Source organism: Mesorhizobium sp. YR577 (assembly GCF_900116595.1).
Taxonomy (GTDB): Bacteria; Pseudomonadota; Alphaproteobacteria; order Rhizobiales; family Rhizobiaceae; genus Mesorhizobium_M.
Map to the genome: position 1 here is coordinate 167,847 of NZ_FPBI01000013.1, position 22,058 is coordinate 189,904.

Sequence of the window (22,058 nt, forward strand, 5' to 3'; positions counted from 1 at the left end):
ATACTGGCGGGATCAAACCCGCCAGCACTCCAGTTCATGCATAGTGGAACGCGGAGTCCAGCAGCGTGGTCGGGAAAGGCTCGGGGCTGACCTTGTTGAGGAAGCCCAGCGCCTTCTCGCCCATCTCGCGCGTGATCCGGCTGTCTTGCGGCCAAGCCTGGGACATTGCAGACCAAACAGTGTCGAAAAGCGCCTTGTCGGTCTTCTCGTGATATTTGGCATGTATGACGTCGCGTATCTTATCAGCCTGCTGAGGATCGTGTATCGCAACAAGCGATGCATCGATGGCCTTGCGGAATTTGGCCGCTGTTTCCGGATTCTCCTTCAGCCAGCTCTCGCGCGTGATGTAGCTGATGTAAGGATAGTCGTTCAGTTCGGGGATGGATCCCTCGGACATGTTGAACAGCATCATGCCGTTGTAGTTGAGCACGGCGAGGTCGCTGTTGGGGCTGGAGGCGACGAAGCCGTCGATCCTGCCCTGTTCGAATGAGGCGAGAACGCCGCTGACCTGTCCGATGCCGAGAATCTCGAGATCCCTGTCTGGGTTGAGGCCGCCACGGCCCAGCAGATACAGCAGCAGCTGATGAGTGCCGCTGCCCAAGCCGATGACTGCTATACGCGCGCCGCGGAGCGCTTCGATCTTATGTTCGACTGAACTCTTCTCGTCGATACCCTTCTTTTCGGCAAGCGCCTTCGAGATCACGACATTGGATGCGTAGCGGGTGCAGGAGCAGCCGAAGATTTTCGCCTCCGTGCCGCGTTCGCGAGAACGCATGGCGCTTGACGAAGCTTCAACTGCGATGTCGACATCGCCCGAAAGAGCGGCGGCAAGCGCTTCGGTGCCGCCCAGGTTGACGGTAAATTCCGCATCCAGGCCGTTCTGGGCAAAAAAGCTCATTTCCTGCGCGACCATCGCCGGCACGAAAAGGAAGCCATAGGTCGACTGGACGATCTTGATTTTCGTCGCCGCCTGCGCGAATGACGGAAGGGGAAGCACGGTCGTGGCGAGAAGCCCCGAGGTGCCAACGAGGAATTTTCTGCGATTCATTTTTTGTTCCGCTTCTGGAGAATTGACTGCGTGGAGACATGTGGGCTTTGCCCATTCTTCTTGGCCGATTGGCAGTCTTGTCAGACCGCCACCTCCCGCAGCTCGCTACTCGACTGCCAAGGCATAGCGAGCTTTTCGACAATACTGACGACGTAGTTGAGAATGAAAGCGAGGATCACGATCGCCCCTAGCGCCGCGAAAACACCGCCGGTGTTGAACTGTCCTGCCGAGTCGGCGAGCAGGTAGCCCAGGCCGCGGTTCGAGGCCATCATCTCGCCAACGATTGCTCCGATGAGGGCGTAGGGAACCGAAATGCGCAGGCCGGCGAACACCCAGGTGACGGCGGAAGGGATCACCACTTTGGAGAGGATGTGCCTTTCGCCTGCGCCCATCAGGCTGAGGATCGAGATCAATTCCTTCTCCACCTGCCGCACGCCGGTGAAGGTGTTGATGAAGACAAGGAAGAAGACGGTCGTCGCCACCAGGATGAGCTTCATCTCCATCCCGATCCCGAACCACAGGATGAATAGCGGCGCCAGCGCGACTTTCGGCAGGCTGTAGAAAGCCATGATGAAGGGATCGAGCACCTCCGCAAGCAGCGGTGCGCGTGCGAGCGAGATGCCGACCACGATGCCAGCCAGCGACCCCAGCAGAAAGCCCGTAAACGCCTCAGTGGCTGTAATGCCGGCATGAAGAAGCAGCGCACCGCTGGACAGCCAGCCCCAGAAATTGCCCCAGACCTCTGTTGGGCTGGAGATGAAGAACGGGTTGAACAAGGTGCCGGAGCTCAGTTCCCACAACACGCATGTGACCAGCACGATGAGAAGGCGCAGCCCAAAAAGTCGCAGATTACGGTTCACAGGCCTTCTCCTTCTTCGGGAACGATAATGTCCCACAAGCGGGCGGCGAGCTTCGTGAAGGTCTCGTTGTTGCGCAGGCGCAGAATGTTACGATCGCTTGGCAGCGGCACATCCACGATCTCCCGGATGGTTCCGGGGCGGGGGGTGAAGACCGCGCAGCGGTCGCCAAGCGCGACAGCCTCGTCGAGATCGTGGGTGACGAAGATCACGGTCTTCGCCATGGTCCGGCACAGGCGCACGAGTTCGGACTGCATCTTGGCGCGCAATTGCGGATCGAGTGCTGCAAATGGTTCGTCGAGCAGCAGTGTTTCGGGGTCGTAGGCCAGCAGCCGCGCGAGCGCGGTGCGTTTGCGCATTCCTCCCGAGAGCTGGGAAGGATAGGCCTTCTCGAATCCTGCAAGGCCGACGAGCTGGGTAAGCTCGGCAATGCGGTTGGCGCGTTTCTTCCTGTCCCACCCGCGTATTTCCAGCGGCACGGAAATATTGTCCTCGACCGTGCGCCAGGGCAGCAGGTGATCCTTCTGCGTCATGTAGCCCGTTTTGCGGTTCGGGCCGTCGACCTTATCCCCGGCATAGCGCACAGTTCCGTTCGTCGGCGCGAAAAGCCCTGCGGTCATGTTCAGGATCGTGGATTTGCCGCAGCCGGACGGACCGACCACCGTGAGGATTTCGCCGCGATAGACGGAAAGGTTGAGGTCGCGGACGGCGATGACAGGACCGTTGGTGGAGTTGAATGCCTTCTCCACGCCTTCGAAGCGCACGATGGCTTCGCGTGTTTCGGCAATAGGTACGGAATTTGGCGGTGGCGAAAAGCTCGCCTGCGGTGAAACCATCATGTCATTTATCCTTGCGTCCGCTTCATCCGGGGAGGCAGGTGAAGCGGTAGAGAATGGGTGTTATTCAAACGGAGCGGGATACTCCGGGCATCAGGGCGTCGGCCGCGCCAAGCGGTTCACGGGCCGACATCGAGTTCGACCTCTTTGTGTTCATTTGAGATGGCCGAGGGCGGCGCTGGTTGGTCGGATTTGCCGAGCGCGGTCTCGATCCGGCGCCGCTCCTCGTCGAGCAGCTCCAGCAAAAAACCGCGTCTGGCAGGGAGAAGGCGCTCGGAAACTGCTACAAAACTGATTGCCCCGATGACTTTCGACCATCGATCGCGCACTGGAAGCGCAAGGCCTCCCCAGCCTGCAACAATATCGCCTTCGGCAATGGCAAAGCCCTGCCGGCGGGTCTCTGCGACCTTCGCCAGGAGATAGCCGTCGGTGTTGGTGGGGTAGTCGCTCGCTCGCTCGGTAATAGTCTGAGCCAGAACGGCCGAAATCTCCTCGTCATCGAGGGCTGCGAGCTGGGCGAGGGAATGTGCGCCTACGCCCAGCGGCCGGACGGAGCCTTGCCTTACCGAGGTCGGCAGTACCGGATAGTCACCCTCCACCCGCGCGGTGCAACGCGTTAACGCACCAATGCGCACCGAGAACAGCCCAACGTCATGCGTCTCATCGGCGATGCGCTGCAGAGACGGACGCACGACATCGACGATGTTGAAGCGTCGCTCTGCCGCCAGCCCGAGAGACCAACATGTCGAGCCGATCACATAACCGGCGGCCGTGGCCTCGATCAAACCCTCGGCCGCGAGCCAGTTCAAAAGCCGGTACACGGTGGCACGGGGCAGGCCCACGCACTGCGTCACCTCGGCAAGCTTCTTTGGCTCGGGGGAGTCTGCAGCGATGACGTGCAGCACGCTGAGCGCCCGTCCGAGGGTGCGAGATGCGTCTGAATTATCCAAAGTCGTCTCACTAAATGAGATAAAAAACGATAGTTGTATTGTTTAATGGAATCTCCTATCCAGTCAATCGACTTTTGCACAAATTGCGGTCTTTTTATAAGACTGCCTATTTATTAGGCTTAAAATGACATATCCGCTCGCCAAAGCGGCACCTGCGAACTCCCGCCGCTGGATTGTTCCTCTGATCGTCGCGCTGGCCTTCTTCATCGAACAGTTCGACACCTCGGCGCTGATCATTTCCGTTCCGGTCATCGCGAACGATCTTGGTGTAGAGCCCCTGCGGCTCTCGCTTCTGGTTACCGCCTATGTGCTGGGCGTGGTGCTGTTCATGCCGACGAGCGGATGGCTGGCGAACCGCTTTGGCACGCGGCGTATATTCCTTGTGGCGCTCGCAACTTATGCTGCGGGTTCCGTAGGATGCGCGCTTGCGCCGGGTTTTGAGGCGCTGATCGCATTTCGCGTCGTGCAGGGCATGGGCGGCGCGATGATGACGCCCGTTGGCCGCCTGATCATGCTGCGCAGCTTCGAACGCCATGAATTGATTGCTGCAATGGGCCTGATGACCGCGCCCGTATTGTTTGGTCCGTTGCTCGGTCCTCTGGTCGGCGGCTTAATCAGCGCGCATTTGGATTGGCGCTGGCTTTTTGTGGTCAACATACCGATCGTCGTCGGCGGCTTGGTGGCCGCGCTCATCATCGTGCCGGCGGATGTTGCGGTCGCGCGGCGCGCGCGTTTCGATCTGCGCGGTTTCCTGATTCTTTCGCCCGGCGTCATGCTTATGCAGATCGCAATCGAGATGCTTGACGCGCCAGCCACCTCGCGTGGATTTGTGGTCGTGCCGGCCGTTGCCGCAATTGTCCTTTTAATCGGCTATTGGCTGCATGCCAGACGAAAGGCGGCAAACGCGCTTCTGGACATCACCTTGTTTTCAAGCCGTAGCTTTCGGGCAGGCAGCGTTGTGGGCGGGCTCAGCCGGATGGGATTCAATGCAGTTCCCTTCCTGTTGCCGCTCTATCTGCATTTCGTCCTGGGATACGGTCCGGGCACATCGGGAACGATTGTCGCCATGGCAATTCTGGGTTCTCTGGCTGCGAAGCCTTTCAACGGCCGTCTTGTGCGGCACCTTGGCTTTCGCGGAACGTTGGCGGGAAGCGCGCTGCTCGGAGCGCTTCTGATTCTGGGCCTCGCTTTTCAGGGCAGTCACATGCCGCTGTGGCTGCTTTGCTGTCACATCATCGCGATCGGTGCGGTGCAGACAATCCAGTACAACACGCTGAACATCATCACCTACGCCGAGGTCGGCCAGGAACGTCTCGGTGCCGCATCCAGCCTTGGCGGCATAATCCACCAGCTTGCCATGGGCATGGCGGTGGCATGGTGCGCGGCAGCGCTTGCACTCATCGGCGGTGCCAAGCTGACGCATGAGCACTTCTCAATCGTCTTTGCCTTGGCCGCCGCCTTGCCTTTTATCGCCACTTTCGGCTTTGCAAGGATCCGTCGCGAAGATGCAGCAGGTGTGCATCTTCCGTCGGGCGAGCGGGACTGATCTCACATCGAACAGCGGTGTCACCTCGATGGTTTCGGATTGAGGCCGCGAATGCGCGGAAGGCTCGCTGGTGAGCGGATGCCTTGCCTTAAAATGCCCATCGTTTAGGTAGCGAAAATTACGATTGCAGATGAGGTGGAAGCGAAGGTCTCGCGCTCGCCAATGAGCCGATCCAGATATTGGAACAGCATATGCAGCTTTGCCACTAACGGCGCGAACCGCCCTTTTGTGGATGACAACCACAGTTGCGGTGGTTATTGCGCTTGGAGGGATTGAAAGCTTCAAGCAGCAGAGACAGACATTGACCAACAAAAAACCGACTGTTCTCATGATCATGGATGGATGGGGCTGGCGCGAGGAAGTGCACGGCAACGCCGTCTTGCAAGCGAGGACCCCAAATTTCGATGGTTTGTGGTCACGTCATCCACATTCCTTCCTGACGACGCATGGTCCAGCCGTCGGCTTGCCGGAAGCGCAAATGGGCAATTCCGAGGTCGGCCACCTGAACATTGGTGCCGGGCGTATCGTCATGCAGGATCTGCCTCGCATTGACGCTGCAGTAGCGGACGGCACCTTGCGCAAACTCATTGCTGAAACCGGCCTGCCGGAAGTTTTGGCTCGGACGGGCGGCGCTTGCCATATCCTTGGGCTGGTTTCCCCGGGCGGCGTTCACTCGCATCAGGATCACATCGCGGCACTCGCCCGAGCGCTTTCCAGTCTTGGGATACGTTCGGTCATACACGCCTGGACGGACGGACGCGACACGCAGCCGGGACAGGCTGGGGACTTCCTTCGGCAACTCGCCGAGGCTCTTCCGGCTGACGCGTCGATTGCGACCGTCAGCGGCCGATTCTACGCCATGGACCGCGACAATCGCTGGGAGCGAATTTCACTTGCATATGCGGCAATTGTAGACGGTGAGGGCGTTGCTGCTTCCTCCCCCCAGCAGGCAGTCGAGATAGCTGCTCAGCGCGGCGAAACAGACGAGTTCATACTGCCGAGCGTCATCGGCGACTATGCCGGTCTTGGCGAAGGGGACGCTATCCTGTGCGCCAATTTTCGGTCCGACCGGGTTCGGGAAATCCTGTCAGCGCTTCTCATCCCAGACTCGTGCGGCTTCCAGGGCAAGAACAACCAGCCCGGGATCGCGATGGCAATCGGCATGGCGTCCTATGGAACTGAACTCAATGCGGTGATGAAGACGCTTTTTCTGCCTCAATCGCTCGACGACGGATTGAGCGAGACGATCGCCAAGACAGGCAGAAGTCAGCTTCATCTGGCGGAGACGGAAAAGTATCCGCATGTCACCTATTTTCTCAACGGTGGGCGCGAAACACCCCATGCCGGTGAAAAACGCCTGATGGTGCCGTCGCCCAAGGTAGCTACCTACGATCTGCAACCATCGATGTCCGCGCCGGAACTCACGGACAAGGTAGTGGCAGCGATAGATGGCGGCGAATACGACTTCATTGTCGTGAACTTCGCCAATCCAGACATGGTTGGGCACACCGGCAGCCTCGAAGCGGCCATAACGGCGGTGGAGACCGTCGACGCCGCTCTGGGTGTGATTTGCCAGAGTGTCGAGCGTGCGGGCGGATTCCTGCTGGTCATCGCAGACCACGGCAATTGCGAAACGATGATCGATCCGGAGAACGGTGCGCCCCACACAGCCCACACGCTCAATCCGGTTCCCGTCATTCTGTTCGGGCGGAGCGACGTGCTGCGCTTGAACGAAGGCATTCTTGCCGACGTCGCGCCGACCATTCTCGCACTTATGGGAATAGAACGGCCCCAGAAGATGACCGGCCAGCCGCTTTTCTCAGTTACCGCTGAGACTCGGTGATCGGTCTCTAAACCGTTGAGACCGCTGGCTCGGCTTGCGGCAGGGCAGATCGATGGGCTGCCTTGGCGTATTTCTGGGCGATCATGGCGCACGTCATGAGCTGTATCTGGTGGAAAAGCATCAGCGGCAGAACGATCGCGCCGACGCCCTGGCCAGCAAAGATGACATTGGCCATCGGCACGCCGCTCGCGAGGCTCTTTTTCGAGCCACAGAAGGTGATCGTGATCTGGTCCGCCTTGTTGAAGCCGAGGAGCCTGCTGCCATAGGTCGTGAACAGAAGCACCAGGCCGAGCAGCACCATGTCGGCGACAACCACCACGGCGATGTCACGCAGCGAGAACATGTGCCACAGCCCCTCGACCACTGCCGTGCTGAAGGCAAGATAGACGACCATCAGGATCGAGCCACGATCGACGGGCATCAGCAGCTTCTTTTTTGAGCGTATCCAGTTGCCGATCTTCGGTTCGAGGATCTGGCCGAGCGCGAAGGGCAGGAGCAGTTGCACCAGGATCTGGCTCACCGCATCCCATGAGAACCCGCCGCGTCCGCCCATGGAAAAAAGCAGCCCGACGAGCAATGGGGTCAGGAACATGCCGAAGATGTTGGAAGCGGATGCCGAGCAGATGGCTGCCGGGACATTGCCGCCGGCCATCGAAGTAAATGCGATCGAGGATTGCACCGTCGATGGCAGGACGCAAAGGAAAAGAATGCCAAAGTAAAGCGGCTGCGGCAGGATCGAGGAGGGCAGATAGCCTAGCGCCAGGCCTAGCAAAGGGAACAGGCCGAACGTCGTCAGGAGGATGACGAGATGCAGGCGCCAGTGCAGCAGGCCGGCAACGACCACGTCGCGCGAAAGCCTGGCACCATGAAGGAAGAAAAGAAGCGCTATGGCCAGGTTGGTCGCGATCGCAAACCACGCCGCGAACGTCCCGCTTGCCGGTACAACCGAGGCAAGTCCGACGGTGCACAAGAGCAGGATCAGAAAGGTATCCGGCAGAAAGCGGCGCATGAGATCTTCCAAAAGCTAAGGATGACCTTCTTTTCCATCATTACGAAATGAGATACAAGAAATAACAGTTATCGCGATTTGAGATATCTATGCTCGACCTGGCCCAACTTCGCAGCTTCGTAACCGTTCAGCAGATGGGAAGCTTCACGTTCGCAGCAGAGAGGCTGGGACTCGGGCAGTCCACCGTCAGCCAGCACATCCGCAAGCTGGAAACGGCGATTGGCAGGCAGCTGCTGGCACGGGATACGCACAAGGTGGTGCTGACGCCTGACGGTGAGGCCCTGCTTGGTCACGCCAGGACCATACTGTCGATAGAAGGCCAGGTGCAGGCGCTCTTTACCGCAACAAAATTGCGCGGCACCTTAAGGCTCGGCGTGTCGGAAGACTTCGTGACCAGCCGCCTGCCGGCGGTGCTGGAAGACTTCATCCAGTCTCACCCTTCTGTTGACCTTGAGCTGACTGTCGGGCTCAGCGGTGCGCTCTACCAGATGCAGGACAATGGCGAACTCGACCTTGTCCTGGCGAAACGCCGGCTCGGCGACACCCGCGGCCGGCTCGTCTATCGGGAGCCGCTTGTCTGGCTCGCCCGCGATCCAGACCGTGTCCTGTCGCTTGCGACCTTGCCGTTGATCGCCTTTCCGCCGCCGAGCGTCACGCGGAGCATCGCCCTGGAGGTGCTGGAACGGCATCACATGCCGTGGCGCATCGTCTGCACATGCGGAAGCCTCAGCGGGCTGACCGCCGCCGCTCGCGCCGGCATGGGGGTGTTGGTGCAGCCGCAGAGCATGTCTCCCTCGGGCCTGAAGGAGATATCTTCCGGCCATCTGCCGCAGTTGGAAGATGTGGAGTTCGTCCTCATTCCGAGCAAGGGTGCCGACCGGGCGCTTGTCTCGGCGCTTTCCGAAGATATTCTGATCAAGGTGAGAGGCCTGCGCTGAGCCGTTGCGCGATAATTACTCCAAGCGCGAGTCCCAAAACGCCTCGGCTTTTCGGTACCATGGCTCGAATTTATCATCGTTGGCCTTCTCAACGGTCATCAAGGCCAGCGCAGCCGTCGCAATAACGATCTGGGACGCGTGTATATCACGGGCCCTGTCAAACCAGACGGCTGGCCCCGTTACCTTCTTCGGGCTACTTGTCGCCAATCTCGCCTATCAGCTTGCCGGCACATCCAGGCACAGCATTGTCCTTCCCATGGCGATTCTCCTGGCGATCATATGCCTGGTTGCCGGACAGACCGTCCTGGAGCGCCTGTTCGCCTTCAATACCGCGCTCAGTGTCATCATAGAATTCCTGGGTGGGATCACTTTCATTCTTCTGCTTTTGAGGACCAAGCGATGATCGAGATCGAGAATGTAGTCAAAGCATATGGCCAGTCGGTCGTCGTCGACGATGTCGCGCTGAACCTGCCCAGGCGCGGCATCACCTCGATCATCGGCCCGAACGGTGCTGGAAAATCGACGCTGCTGTCGATGGTGAGCCGGCTTCTGCCAATGGATCGAGGCCGGATCGTCGTGGGCGGATTGGGATGTGAAGGGCACTGCAGGCGACGTGCTGGGACGTACACTTTCGATACTGCACCAGGACAATTCCGTTTCGTCGCGGCTTACCGTGCGTGAACTTGCAACCATCGGCCGCTATCCGCATTCTAAGGGCCGGCCAACAGTCGAGGACCGCGACCACGTCGAGCGTGCGATCACCTATCGCGGGCTCGAAACCTTGGCCGACCGTTTCCTGGACGAATTGTCCGGTGGCCAGCGCCAGCGCGCTTTCGTGGCAATGGTGCTGTGCCAGGACACGGACTTCATGCTGCTGGACGAGCCGCTCAACAATCTCGACATGAAGCATGCGGTTTCGATGATGAAGCTTCTGCGCCGCGCCGTGGACGAGCTTGGCAAGACCGTCGTTCTGGTATTGCACGACATCAATTTCGCCTCCTGCTACTCCGACCACATTTGTCGCCATGCGCGACGGCAAGGTGATCCATCAGGGTTTCGCCCGAGGCAATGATCCGCCCGGACGTCCTGGCCGAAATCTACGATCTCGATATCACCGTGGAGCAGATCGGTGGCAAGCGAATCGGGGTCTATTACGCGCAGCCTATTGCCTGATCGTGATGAGGCGGTGCGGTTTGTCTCGACTGACCGCGAGTTTCGCGAGTAACGCAAGATTAGCCTGAGCCACAAACGGTTCAATTCCCGGCAATGTGCAGTAATCGCGGAAAGGTTGTTTTTCCGCTGTGCCGGACGCCAAATCAGTTGTATGGGTTGAAGCGGGCTTAGGGGATTTTATCGATGGTATCTGACGGGGAGAGCCGTCCGCGGCGGCGGATAGCAGGGAATGCGGGACTTTCGGGGCAGCGTCCCCAACTGGCCGGAGGGCTGAACCGGCCCATAATTTGCGATGCGTCAGTCAGCAGGCGCCGCATGCGGATGCTTTTCTGCACCGTTGCATTTTCCGGTCTGTTTTCTGTCCCAACCCTTGCGCAGACAAACATCCGCTTTGAGGGCGATACGACCGGCGGCGCAGTATTCAACCGCCCGGGTACCACAGGATCCGCTATCCGATATAATACACTCTTCTTCAAGACGTTGGGCGATGGTGCGACTGATTTTCGAATGGGCGCCCAATCGCTTAGTGACCCATTCTTGGTGCTTTATTCCGGCAGCTTTGACCCTGCCGCCCCCCTGTCCAATGTATTGGTCGCCGATGACGACAGCGGCGGTAACTTAAACTCATTCTTCAGCCTGGGGCTGTCCTCGTCGACCGAGTATGTATTGGTTCCGACTGCCTTCTCAAATTTTGATTCCGGCACTTATTGGACGGGCATCTCATCGGCAGCGCTCGATGGGATCATCATCACCCGGAACCTCACGGGTTTCGACGGAACAACAACAATCTCGGCAGGCGTCCTGCAGGTCGGCGATGGTGGAACGACCGGCCAGCTTGGCTCGGGTGATATCGTCAACAACAGCGCGCTTGTCTACAACCGCTCGGACGATTTCACCGTTACCAATACGATTTCAGGGTCCGGCACGCTCACAAAGGATGGCGCTGGCACCCTGACGCTGTCGGGCGCCAACACTTATACCGGCGGTACGACCGTCACCGCCGGAACGGTGCTGCTGGGGCAGAACAATGCAGCCGGCAGTGGCGGGCTAGCCGTCAATGGCACTTTCGCCATGGGCAACTACTCGCAGGCCGTCTCCTCTCTGCAAGGAACCAGCAGTGGAACGGTAAACTTGGGCAACGGCATCCTCACCGTCGACCAAAGCATCAACACCAGTTTCGACGGCAATGTGAACAGCGGCAGCATTGGTGTCCTGACGAAACAGGGCACCGGAACCTTGACCATGAACGGCACGATCAGTGGCGGGCACGTTGGCATCGAAGGCGGGACACTGGTTCTCAACGGCGCGAACACCTATGGCGGCGCCACGCTTTTGCGGAATGCAACACTGATTGTCGGCAACGACAAGGCGCTTTCGGGCAGCACACTGACAGCCCTTGGGCCAAACGCAACCTTGGGCGCGAACAAGGCGGTAACGCTTGACAACGACATAATTCTGCAACGTGCCGTCAATGGGCACCTTACGGTCGATACTGACGCTGACCTGACGTTGAGCGGCGTGGTCAGTGACACTGCCGGAGCCGGCGGCACACTCACCAAGACCGGCTCTGGCGCGCTGATCCTGACCGGCGCCAACACCTATGGCGGCACCACGACAATCAAGGCTGGGGTGCTGCAGGTCGGCGATGGCGGAACGACGGGTGAGCTTGGTTCGGGCGACATCGTCAACAACAGCCAGCTTGTCTTCGACCGTTCGGACACTTTCACGGTTGCCAATATGATTTCCGGGTCGGGCACGCTGACCAAGACCGGTGAGGGCACGATGGAGCTTTCGGGCACCAACGGCTATTCCGGCGGCACGACCATTTCGCAGGGCAAGATCGCGATATCCGATGACGCTAATCTCGGCGCAGCCACCGGCCGGCTAATCCTCAATGGCGGCACGCTGGGGACGCTCGCCGACATCGAAACGGACCGGGCCATCTCGCTCGGCGCTTCGGGCGGCAGCTTTGCCCCCGCCTACTGGACGAATCTGACGCTCGACGCTGGTATCGACGGCGTCGGCGGCCTCGATGTCGTCGGCGAAGGAGCCCTCATCCTCACAGGCATCAACAGCTATCAGGGTGGCACGACGGTCTCGGATGGCACGCTAGTTCTGGGCACGACGGTCGGCGGTTCGCTGAGCGGTCCGGGTGGCCTGAAGACAACAATCCTCGGCTCGATCGTCAATAATGGCATCATCGATATCGTCAACGCTGACTTCACCGGTGTTACGACAATTAAGAATGACGACGGGATCTCCTTCCACAATCACACGTCGGCGAGTACGGCCACCATCACAAACAATGGCTGGATCATGTTCTACGACACCAGCAGCGCCGGTAATGCGGCCATCGTCAACAGTGACGTGGTCTTCTTCGGGCGCACGAGCAGCGCCGGAAACGCGGTCATCACTAACGATGGAGGCGTCTTCTTTATCGACACGAGCAGTGCTGGCAATGCGATCATCGCCAACAATGGTGCGCTTGGCTTCTACGACACGAGCAGCGCTGGAAATGTGGCCATCACCAACAATGGCATGGTCGTTTTCGTCGGCGCGAGCAGCGCCGGCAACGCGACCATCACCGCGACGGACGCTTCATACGGCGTCTACTTCGGCGATCATGCTACAGCCGGCAACGCGGCTCTCATCGCGAATGGCGGCTTCTTCGACTTCAGCAGCACGTATGGCGCCGATGGCGATGGCGTCGTCACCGCCGGCTCGATCGCCGGTACCAGCACCGGCACGTTCTTCCTTGGCGAAAACCGTCTCATCGTCGGCGGCAGCGGCGCCTCGACTGAGTTCGCCGGCGAGATAGCTGATGAGGATCCCATGTGCGGGTGCGGCCTGACAGGCGGCTCCCTCGTCAAGGTCGGCGCCGGCACGCTGACCCTTTTGGGTACCAGCAGCTATACCGGCGACACCATCGTCTCCGAGGGTCGGCTGATCGTCAACGGTTCGGTCGCCTCTTCGTCTCAGATCACCGTCGACGCCGGCGGCTACCTCGGTGGCTCAGGCACATTGGGAACGATGCTTGTCCAGAGCGGCGGCATTATCGCGCCGGGCAATTCGATCGGCACTTTGAAGGTCAATGGCGATCTCACTCTGGCTGCCGGCTCGACCTATCAGGTCGAGATTGCCGGCACGGGCACCTCCGACCGTATCGACGTGAGCGGCAAGGCAACAGTTGCCGGCAGCAATGTCTCGGTGATGGCGCTTGACCCTAAGGTCAGCTACCAGAACGGCCAGACATATCGGATCCTGAATGCCGATGACGGCGTCAGCGGAACATTCGCCGCGCCGCTCACCCAGTCCGCCTTCCTCGACCTGACGCTCGACCGCAAGGCCAAGACGGTGGATCTGACCGTCAAGATCAAGAGCACAAGCCCGGAAGAGCCTGAGGAACCGGAAGAGCCGGGGGGGCCGCCGCTGTTCGGAACGGTTGCCGATACCCGCAACCAGCTTGCAACCGCCGGTGCGCTCGACAGCTTGCAGCAGAGCGGTGCATCGCTGGCGCTTTACAACGCCTTGCTCGTGCTCGACGCGGGGCAGGCGCGTGCCGCCTTCGACGGTCTCTCGGGCGAGGTTCATGCCTCGGCCAAGACCGCGCTGATCGAGGATACCGTCCATATCCGCAATGCCGCCAACGACCGCATCCGCGCGGCCTTCGAAAGCGTCGGTGCAGCACCAGTCCCGGTTCTGGCCTATGGGCCGGACGGCCAGCACTTGGCACCCGCATCCTCCGGCCACGGCCTTGCCGTCTGGGGCAATGCCTTCGGCGCCTGGGGCCATGCCGGCAGCGACGGCAATGCCGCCCGGCTCGACCACTCGACCGGCGGCCTGCTCGTCGGCGGCGATGCGATGCTGGGTGACTGGCGGCTTGGCTTGCTCGCCGGCTACAGCCGCACCAGCTTCGACGTCAAGGACCGTGCTTCTTCCGGCGACAGCGACAACTACCATATTGGCGTCTATGGCGGCACACAGTGGGGCGCGCTCGCCTTGCGCACCGGCCTTGCCCGTAGCCGGCACGACATCGAGACCCGTCGCGATGTCGCGTTTGCCGGCTTTAGCGATCAGCTCAAGGGCGACTACCGCGCCGGCACGACGCAGCTCTTCGGCGAGCTCGGTTATGGCATCGAGACTGGAGCGTTCAGCTTCGAACCTTTCGCCAACCTCGCCTATGTCAACCTCAACAGCCGAGGCTTTGCCGAGCAGGGTGCTGCCGCAGCGCTGACCGGCGCCAGCCAGACCACGGATGTCACTTTCACCACGCTGGGTGTGCATGCCGCATCGGCCTTCAGCCTCGGTTCGGTCGAAGTAACGGCAAAGGGCATGCTCGGGTGGCGGCACGCCTTCGGCGACGTTACCCCGCTTTCCACAGCGGCCTTTGCCGGTAGCAATGCCTTCACCGTGGCCGGCACTCCCATCGCCCGGAATGCCGCCCTTATCGAAGCAGGGCTCGACCTCAAGCTTTCCGACAACGCCAGCATCAGTGCCTCCTACACCGGTCAATACGGCTCAGGTGCACAAGAACACGGCTTCAAGGCAAAGCTCGGCGTCGCGTTTTGAGTATTAGGGTTCAACGCCAACGATACCGAGTTGCCGTTGATCCCGATATCGCGGTGAGTTCCTATAACGCGGTCTCCCGCTCGATCAGGTCAAAACCGGTGTCCACACTCTGTCCTGGCAACTGAGCATCCTGCCGGAAAAGCAACTCGACGGCGCCTGAACCGATTTCCTTTGGGTTGGGCTTTACCGTCGTCAGTTTCGGCGCAATTGCCGAGGCAATTTCGTAATCACCCCAACCGATTATGCCGATTTTCTGAGGTACTGCGATACTGCGGCGATTGCATTCGAATATGATACCGGCTGCGACGATGTCCGTCGGGCAGATCACTGCGTCCAGTTCGCTGTCAAGACTTAGAAGACTATCCAGTGCTTCGCTTCCGGCCTCAAATCCATGCGGTTCGGCCACATCCACGATAAGGTCGTCGCGCAATCCCGCCGCGTGCATTTCCGCACGAAAGACAGGCGGGCGTTCGCGAAACCGCCGCGAGGCCGGGTCGTCGTGGCTGACGAGACCGATCCGCCGTCGCCCGGCCTTTATATGATGCCGGCAAGCAGCCCGGACCGCAGCGGCGATATCGTAGCCGATTGCCTTGTCGATCGGATCGTGCAGCAGCCAGGTCTCGACCAGAGGGATACCCGACCGTCGCAGCAGGTCGACCGTGGCTTGCGTGTGTTCATTGCCGATCAGGATCAGGCCGGATACGCGCAGTCCGATGAGGGCGTGCACCGCTTCGAATTCCTGCTCCGGCGATTCCACCAGCATGAAGACGAGCTTCTTTCCTGCAGCATCAGCCGCTTCCTCCAGACCGCTGATATATTGATAGAAACTGGAGTTCTTTACCGAAGGGATCGTGCTGCCGATCAGGCGGCTCGTTCCCGCCGCCAGATGCCCGGCTGACATGTTGGGCACATAGCCGAGCTGTCTCGCGACGTCCTCAACGCGCTGGCGAGTGTCTTCCTGCACACGGTCCGGATAGCGGAAGGTATTGGATACCGTCATCGGCGATACATCCGCCGCCTCCGCCACCTCGCGCATCGTCACCATCCGCCGGAAGCCGTCGCTAGAAGCCATGTTCTCTTCTCTCCGTCAATTGCGAGCATTTCTTCCAGAATCAGGCCGTCTTTTGCAAAGGCGAGGCTATCTTTCCGGCGCGTTGACTTCTAGAAAGTCAGAACTATTGTAGCGCTACAATCACCCTAAAACCCTTCGCAGGCAAGATTCACAATGCAAGCCAGTTGTCCGGTCGGAGCTCTCCGTTGAACTCGACGCGTGCTCCGTTGGCCGAGTCGGTCACACCCATATCGTCGACAGCTGTGCGGATAGGGATCGACGTCGGCGGCACGTTCACCGATTTCGTGCTGTCCGATCCGCGGAACGGACGGCTTGTCTTCTACAAGGAACCATCGACACCGGACGATCCGTCTCGGGCCTTCATCGTCGGATTGAAGGCACTTCTGGGTCAGGCTGGCCTGAAGCCCCAGGACATTTCCGCCCTTATGCACGGCACCACGATCGGCTTGAACGCAATCATACAGCGCAAGGGCGCGCGTATCGGCCTTGTTGTCACGCAAGGCTATCGCGACGTGCTGGAGATTGCGCGCTCACGCATGCCTTCATCCTTCGATCTCCACGCATCGAAGGAAGTTCCGCTTGTGCCGCGGTCGCGGGTAATCGAAATCGCGGCTCGGTTCTCTGCGAAAGGGCAGATGACGCTTGAGCCGAGCGAAGCGGAAATCGAAAAGGTGGCGGCGCAGCTTTCGGCACTCGACGTCGAGGCGGCAGCCCTTGTTGTGATCAACGGCTATACCGCGCCGCAAGCCGAGGCGGATATCGCAGCGCGGCTTTCTCTCGCAGCCGGCGTGCCGGTCTCGTCTGCCGCTGCGATCTGGCCGGAGATCCGTGAGTATGAACGTACGCTAGTCGCCTGCCTGAATGCCTATGTCCAGCCCCTCATCAAGCGCTATCTCGAAAATCTGCGCCATGGTCTCGCCTCCGAGGGCATAACGGCGCCGATAGTCGTGACGGCATCCAATGGCGGCTCGCTCAATGTTGCCTCGGCTATGGAGCGGCCCGTCGAGACTATCCTTTCGGGTCCAGCCTCGGGGGTGATGGCGGCTGTCCGGCTCGCACAGAAGGTCGGTTTGACCGACATCATCACATTCGACATGGGTGGCACGTCGTCCGACATCGCTGTTGCCAAGGCCGGCTCGCCGGCTCTCGCCACCCAGACATATGTCGGGGGATTGCCGCTTGTGCTTCCCGTCGTGGATGTCAGCGCCATCGGTGCCGGTGGGGGATCGGTCATCTGGGCCGATCCGCACGGCATCATCAAGGTCGGCCCACGCAGTGCCGGGGCAAAGCCCGGCCCGGTTTCCTATGGGCTTGGCGGTACCGAGCCGACTGTAACGGACTGCTATGTTGCACTCGGTTATATCAATCCTGCCGGTTTTCTCGGCGGCCGAATGTCTCTCGATTCCGATGCGGCACAGGCGGCACTCACCGAGACAGGACGCCGACTCGGCTTTGACGGTTCGGCTTCCGAGATCGCATCCAGGACCGCGGAAGGCGCGCTCGCTTTGGCGACGACCGGGATGGCGAGTTCCATCTACAAGGTTCTGGCGCAGCGAGGCCTGGACCCGCGCGATTTTGTCCTGATGCCGTTCGGCGGTGCAGGACCCACGCATGCAAGCTTGCTGGCGGAAGAGATCGGCCTCTCCCACATCGTCATCCCCCTGGCCGCAGGAACATTCTGTGCGCAGGGGGCAGCCGCCGCGGATCTCAGGCGGGATTTCGTCCGCAGCCTGCGGCTACCGCTCGAAGGGGTCGCATCGCTACGCCTGGCAGAGACATTTCAATCCCTGACCCGTGACGGAACGGATTGGCTCGACGCGGAAGGGGCAGGCCAGGCCCGCAGTTTCGAACATTCAGCCGATATGCGCTACGCCGGACAGGCTTACGAACTTCGGGTCGGTTTGCCTGGTGCCGATCTTGATGCCACCCGGCTTGCAGATGCATTCCACGAAGAACATGAGCGTATATACGGCTTTCGCGATGCCGCTGCCGCGATCGAACTCGGCACCGTGAGGCTTGCAGCGATCGGCATCACACCACAAATGCCCGATCGGCCCATTGCAGTGTCCGGCTCATCCGCTTCCGTGAAGGGCGCCCGTTCTATTTTTCACAAAGGTGCATGGATCGAAGCGTCGGTCCTCGACCGCGCCGCGCTTCAGGCAGATCTGCGTTTCTCGGGTCCGGCCGTGGTGGAGCAGGAGGATACCACGGTGGTCGTGCTGCCAGGCTGGTCGGGCCGCGTGGATGCTCTCGGCAACCTGCATCTTGAGAAGGCACGTCGATGAAGCTCGATCCAGTCACGCTCGAGATACTGAACAACAAGGTTGCCGCCGTCACCGAGGAGATGTGCGTCACCCTGCAACGCACGGGCCGCACGCTCTATGTCAAGGAGACTGCTGACTTCGCATGTGCCCTTGCCGGGTTGGATGGTCGGTTCTTCGCCTATCCGCGTTCCATAGGTGTTTCCGGTTTTGTCGGTCTGGAATGTGCACCCACCATCGAGGCCGTTGGCGACCTCGAGCCGGGCGACGTCATACTGACAAACGATCCCTATTATTCGCATGGCCTGGCCACCCACCTTCCCGATCTGCAGCTGATCGCGCCCTATTTTCACGATGACCGCATCGTCGCCTATGGCTGGTGCTTCGTGCATTGCTCCGACATTGGCGGCCGCGTGCCGTCGTCGATCTCGCCCACCAACCATGAGATTTATCAGGAGGGGTTACGCATCCCTCCGGTCAAGCTCATGCGTGGGGGCGAGTTGAATGGGGATGTTGCCCTCTTTCTCAACGCGAACAGCCGGACTCCCGACGCGAATATGGGTGACATACGTGCGATGCTTGCCGCGCTCGATACGGGCAGCCGTCGCATCAGGCAGATAATCGCACAGCATGGCGCGCAGACCTTGCTGGACGCCCAGGCGGAATTGACCGCCTATGCCGAGAAGAAAGCGCGCGACGTGTTGGGCCGGATACCTGCCGGAACATACCGCTTCGTGGATTACCTCGACGATGATGCCGTCAGTGCCTTGCCGGTGCGGCTCTCGCTCGCCCTGACGATAGGGGACGGAACGATCCATCTCGACTTCACCGGATCGGACCCGCAGGTCGCCGCCGCGATGAACATACCGTCGCGCGGGCGCCCGCATGCCTGGCTGACGCTGCGGATTCTAGCGATGATCCATACGCTGGATCCCACGGCGCCACTCAATGCCGGACTTCTGCGTCCCGTCAGCATCACCGCACCGGCCGGGACGATCGTCAATCCGGACGAGCCGGCCGCAACAGGGGTGCGGCATGCTGCTGCCATTCGCGTCAACGACGTTCTCAATGGTGCTCTGGGTCTGGCTTTGCCTGCGGCTATGCCGGCTGCGTCTTCCGGTACGGTCATTCCGGTGGTCGTCGCCGAGCCAAACGACAGGGGCGGCCGCAACGTTCAGGTGGTCGAGCCGATGATCGGCGGAACCGGTGCACGGCAAGGCGTGGACGGAATCGACGGCCGCGACTCCGGCATTTCCAATCTTGCCAACAATCCGGTCGAGACCGTGGAAGCCGAACTCGACATTGAGATTCTGCGCTATGGCCTGCGTCCGGATTCGGGCGGTGCCGGCAGATGGCGTGGCGGATGCGGAATGGAACTGTCATTCCGCATCCTGAAGGATGGGACCAATGTTCTCGGCCGCGGCATGGAGCGTCTGCTTTTCCGCCCGTGGGGGCGGAACGGCGGACGGCCGGGCCTGCCCGGCAGCCTTGTGGTCAACGAAGGAAGCCCTGGTGAACGTTGGCTTGGCAAGATCGACGTGCTGGACGTCGGCGCAGGTGACATCGTCACTTTCCGCACACCGGGCGCTGGCGGCTGGGGCAATCCGCGAGAGCGCGATCCCGCCTCGGTCCTGTCGGACGTGCTCAACGGCTTCGTGACGATCGATGGCGCGCGGCAGAACTACGGTGTGGTGATCGTCGCGGATGCCGTCGATGAAGCAGCCACCCTGGCTTTGCGTGCGGCATGGACAACCGAGGAGCGGGTGGTTGATTTTGGTCCGGAGAGGGCGGCTTGGGACGACGTCTTCGATGCTGGCGCAATGGATACGCTCAACGCGTATCTCCTGACGCTTCCGCTTGCGCGGCGCCAAAGATACCGCCGCGATATTTTCGCAGAAACGCTGGGCCAGTTGCCGGAAGGGTTCCCGCGTGCACGAGCGGACGAGCAGGCGAAGGCTGACGCGAGAGATGATTTCGTTCGCACCGTCGCGAGCCTGAAGGGTTAAGGTCCGCATGCTGCTTGGCGTCGATCATTTCGTCGTGCTCGTCCCGGATTTGGAAGCGGCGCGTAAAGCCTGTCTTAACGCGGGTTTTACGGCAACGCCGATTACCCGCCACAGCGCGGCTTCCGGCACGGCCAATACCTGCATTGTTCTGCCGCAAGTCTATATCGAGCTGATGGGCATCGTTTCGCAGACGCCGGCCAGCGATGCATGGGGCAGGCTTCTCAAGTCGGGTCCGGGGCTCAAGGGTATTGCTCTCGGCACGAGCGACATCGAGCAAACGGCAACGCAACTCTCCCAGCGCGGCCTTGCAGCCGATCCGGTACGGCGTTTTTCCCGGGCCGTTCCTGAGGGAGAGCTTGGCTTCTCGGTCATTCGTCTCTCGCCTGATCTGACACCGGGTCTCCAGTGCCTGTACTGCCAGCACCATACGCCGGAACTGCTGTGGTCGCCGCATGCCTTGCAGCATGCCAATAGAGCGCGGAGCATAACGGCAGCTGTGGTCCCGCAAGGTGCTGCACTTGAGCCATTCATGGGCGGAAACTGGCCTGCCTTGCCGGTGTCCGAGGGTGCTCCGGGCCGGATTACGATTGCTTTCGACCGTCCGGTTCCGGGGGAGGCTCTGGCCGCTATCCATAAAGCTACGGGCGTTCTGATCGAGGAAGCGCAGGCATCATGAACTCCTGGCCGAGAGACCCGGCATCACCGCTCTGGCAGCGTCTCTCGGCCGAGCGCTTTTCTGCCCCCAAGCTCGAAGGTGTGCGGGATGCCGACGTTGTTGTCATCGGCGGCGGCATTGCCGGGCTCACGACAGCGCTGGAGCTCAGCCGGCGTGGCCGCGGCGTCGTGGTGCTCGAAGCCGCCACGATTGGCGCCGGCGCATCTGGCCGCGCCAACGGACAGGTGATCGCGGCACTAACCCGCCACGGACCCGATGCGATCCGCAAGACGCTGGGGCAACCGTTCCTGGATCTGCTAGCGGGAGCGGCCGACCGCCTCTTCGGGCTGATCGAAAAACATGGCATCGAATGCGATGCACGCCGAACCGGATGGTTGCAGCCGGCGCATTCGCCGGGGCGTGAGCTGCGCGCACGCAAAATGGCCGAGCAATGGGCGGTGGTCGGCGCCCTCGCGGGTCCGCTCAACAAGGAAGCCATGGCTGCGCGCATAGGCTCGCAAGCCTATTTCGGCGGCTGGGAGCATCGCAGCGGTGGACACATCAATCCCTATGCCTTCGCGCTTGGTCTTGCTCGCGCTGCTTCCACAGAACGCGTTGCAGTTTACGAACGCAGCCCGGCCCTTGCCCTTTCCCGCGAGGGCGGGCTCTGGAGCGTCACAACACCCGACGGACGGGTGCGCGCACCGCGGGTAGCGCTCGCCACCGCCGCCTATACCGGTAACCTTTGGCCGGGTCTCGCGCAGACCATCGTGCCGGTCACCTCCTACCAGGCGGCGACCGCGCCGCTGGGCAAGCTGGCCGAGACGGTGCTTCCCGGCGACGAGGCCTTTTCCGATACGCGGCAGGATTTGCGTTACATGCGCAAGGACCGCGAGGGCCGTATCGTTTCCGGCGGAGCACTCGCCCTGCAGTTTGCTGCCGGCAAACGCCTGCCGCGTCTCATCTATCGGAAGCTGATCGCATTCAGGCAGGATCTCGCCGCGGCAACCATGACGGACTTCTGGGGTGGACGCATTGCGATGACGGTCGACCGTCTGCCACACCTGCACCGCACGCCAGATGGTCTCACTACATGGATCGGCTGCAACGGGCGAGGGCTTGCGCTTGCCTGTGCCATGGCCGAAGTGCTTGCGGATGCGGTCTGCGACGTTCCTGATGAACAGCTGGCACTGCGTCCGACACCGCTCAAGCCTGTGCCGTACCATCCCTTTGTCAGCCGCACAGCACGCCTTATCCTGCCCTATCTGCGCTGGCAGGACAGCCGCGAAATCTGA

15 protein-coding genes and 1 pseudogene are annotated in these 22,058 nt (G+C 60.8%); 10 read left to right on the forward strand and 6 right to left on the reverse strand.

Annotated elements, in window-relative coordinates; all coding sequences use genetic code 11:
• Positions 1–34 precede the first annotated feature (34 nt).
• The 4 genes from BM413_RS19855 to BM413_RS19870 form a co-directional block, all read right to left on the reverse strand.
• A complete protein-coding gene (locus BM413_RS19855; protein WP_091916216.1) occupies positions 35–1,048 on the reverse strand; it encodes an ABC transporter substrate-binding protein in 1,014 nt (337 codons plus the stop codon).
• An 80-nt stretch (positions 1,049–1,128) separates the two neighbouring features.
• Entirely contained in the window at positions 1,129–1,908 is a 780-nt protein-coding gene (locus BM413_RS19860) for an ABC transporter permease (RefSeq protein ID WP_244537933.1), read from the reverse strand.
• The gene (locus BM413_RS19865) at positions 1,905–2,744 is read right to left on the reverse strand and encodes an ABC transporter ATP-binding protein (protein ID WP_244537934.1); all 840 of its coding nucleotides are present in this window, start codon (positions 2,742–2,744) and stop codon (positions 1,905–1,907) included. The genes BM413_RS19860 and BM413_RS19865 overlap by 4 nt, the downstream gene beginning before the upstream one ends.
• Before the next feature lie 116 nt (positions 2,745–2,860).
• Entirely contained in the window at positions 2,861–3,691 is an 831-nt protein-coding gene (locus tag BM413_RS19870) for an IclR family transcriptional regulator (protein ID WP_091916222.1), read from the reverse strand.
• Positions 3,692–3,815: 124 nt separating this feature from the next.
• Between BM413_RS19870 and BM413_RS19875 the strand changes: the two genes are divergently transcribed.
• Both BM413_RS19875 and gpmI read left to right on the forward strand, forming a co-directional pair.
• Complete coding sequence (locus tag BM413_RS19875; protein ID WP_091916224.1) at positions 3,816–5,237, forward strand: MFS transporter; 1,422 nt, start codon at positions 3,816–3,818, stop codon at positions 5,235–5,237.
• Between the two features lie 301 nt (positions 5,238–5,538).
• The gene (gpmI, locus tag BM413_RS19880; RefSeq protein ID WP_091916229.1) at positions 5,539–7,080 is read left to right on the forward strand and encodes a 2,3-bisphosphoglycerate-independent phosphoglycerate mutase; all 1,542 of its coding nucleotides are present in this window, start codon (positions 5,539–5,541) and stop codon (positions 7,078–7,080) included.
• 7 nt (positions 7,081–7,087) lie between these two features.
• On the opposite strand, the gene BM413_RS19885 is transcribed toward gpmI, so the two are convergent.
• A complete protein-coding gene (locus tag BM413_RS19885; protein ID WP_091916230.1) occupies positions 7,088–8,089 on the reverse strand; it encodes a bile acid:sodium symporter family protein in 1,002 nt (333 codons plus the stop codon).
• An 89-nt stretch (positions 8,090–8,178) separates the two neighbouring features.
• Between BM413_RS19885 and BM413_RS19890 the strand changes: the two genes are divergently transcribed.
• The 4 genes and pseudogenes from BM413_RS19890 (at position 8,179) to BM413_RS19905 (ending at position 14,769) form a co-directional block, all read left to right on the forward strand.
• Positions 8,179–9,027, forward strand: a complete 849-nt coding sequence (locus BM413_RS19890; protein WP_091916231.1) for a LysR family transcriptional regulator — start codon at positions 8,179–8,181, stop codon at positions 9,025–9,027.
• A 79-nt stretch (positions 9,028–9,106) separates the two neighbouring features.
• Positions 9,107–9,430, forward strand: a complete 324-nt coding sequence (locus BM413_RS19895) for an iron chelate uptake ABC transporter family permease subunit (RefSeq protein ID WP_280141845.1) — start codon at positions 9,107–9,109, stop codon at positions 9,428–9,430.
• Positions 9,427–10,200, forward strand: a pseudogene (locus tag BM413_RS19900) (ABC transporter ATP-binding protein). The gene BM413_RS19895 and the pseudogene BM413_RS19900 overlap by 4 nt, the downstream one beginning before the upstream one ends.
• A gap of 666 nt (positions 10,201–10,866) precedes the next feature.
• On the forward strand, positions 10,867–14,769 hold the full coding sequence (locus tag BM413_RS19905; protein WP_210188942.1) for an autotransporter domain-containing protein: 3,903 nt from the start codon (positions 10,867–10,869) through the stop codon (positions 14,767–14,769).
• 61 nt (positions 14,770–14,830) lie between these two features.
• Here BM413_RS19905 and BM413_RS19910 read toward each other — a convergent pair whose 3' ends face one another.
• Positions 14,831–15,841, reverse strand: coding sequence for a LacI family DNA-binding transcriptional regulator (locus tag BM413_RS19910; RefSeq protein WP_091916233.1), 1,011 nt, complete (start codon positions 15,839–15,841; stop codon positions 14,831–14,833).
• A gap of 185 nt (positions 15,842–16,026) precedes the next feature.
• Here BM413_RS19910 and BM413_RS19915 point away from each other — a divergent pair, with 185 nt between their 5' ends.
• The 4 genes from BM413_RS19915 to BM413_RS19930 are packed head-to-tail and all read left to right on the forward strand — an operon-like array spanning position 16,027 to position 22,058.
• Positions 16,027–18,126: a hydantoinase/oxoprolinase family protein gene (locus BM413_RS19915; RefSeq protein WP_244537935.1), complete on the forward strand. Its 2,100-nt coding sequence runs from the start codon at positions 16,027–16,029 to the stop codon at positions 18,124–18,126.
• Positions 18,123–20,108: a hydantoinase B/oxoprolinase family protein gene (locus tag BM413_RS19920; protein ID WP_091916242.1), complete on the forward strand. Its 1,986-nt coding sequence runs from the start codon at positions 18,123–18,125 to the stop codon at positions 20,106–20,108. Before BM413_RS19915 ends, BM413_RS19920 begins: the two co-directional genes overlap by 4 nt.
• A 7-nt stretch (positions 20,109–20,115) precedes the next feature.
• Positions 20,116–20,784, forward strand: coding sequence for a VOC family protein (locus BM413_RS19925; protein WP_091916244.1), 669 nt, complete (start codon positions 20,116–20,118; stop codon positions 20,782–20,784).
• Entirely contained in the window at positions 20,781–22,058 is a 1,278-nt protein-coding gene (locus tag BM413_RS19930) for an NAD(P)/FAD-dependent oxidoreductase (protein WP_091916245.1), read from the forward strand. The genes BM413_RS19925 and BM413_RS19930 overlap by 4 nt, the downstream gene beginning before the upstream one ends.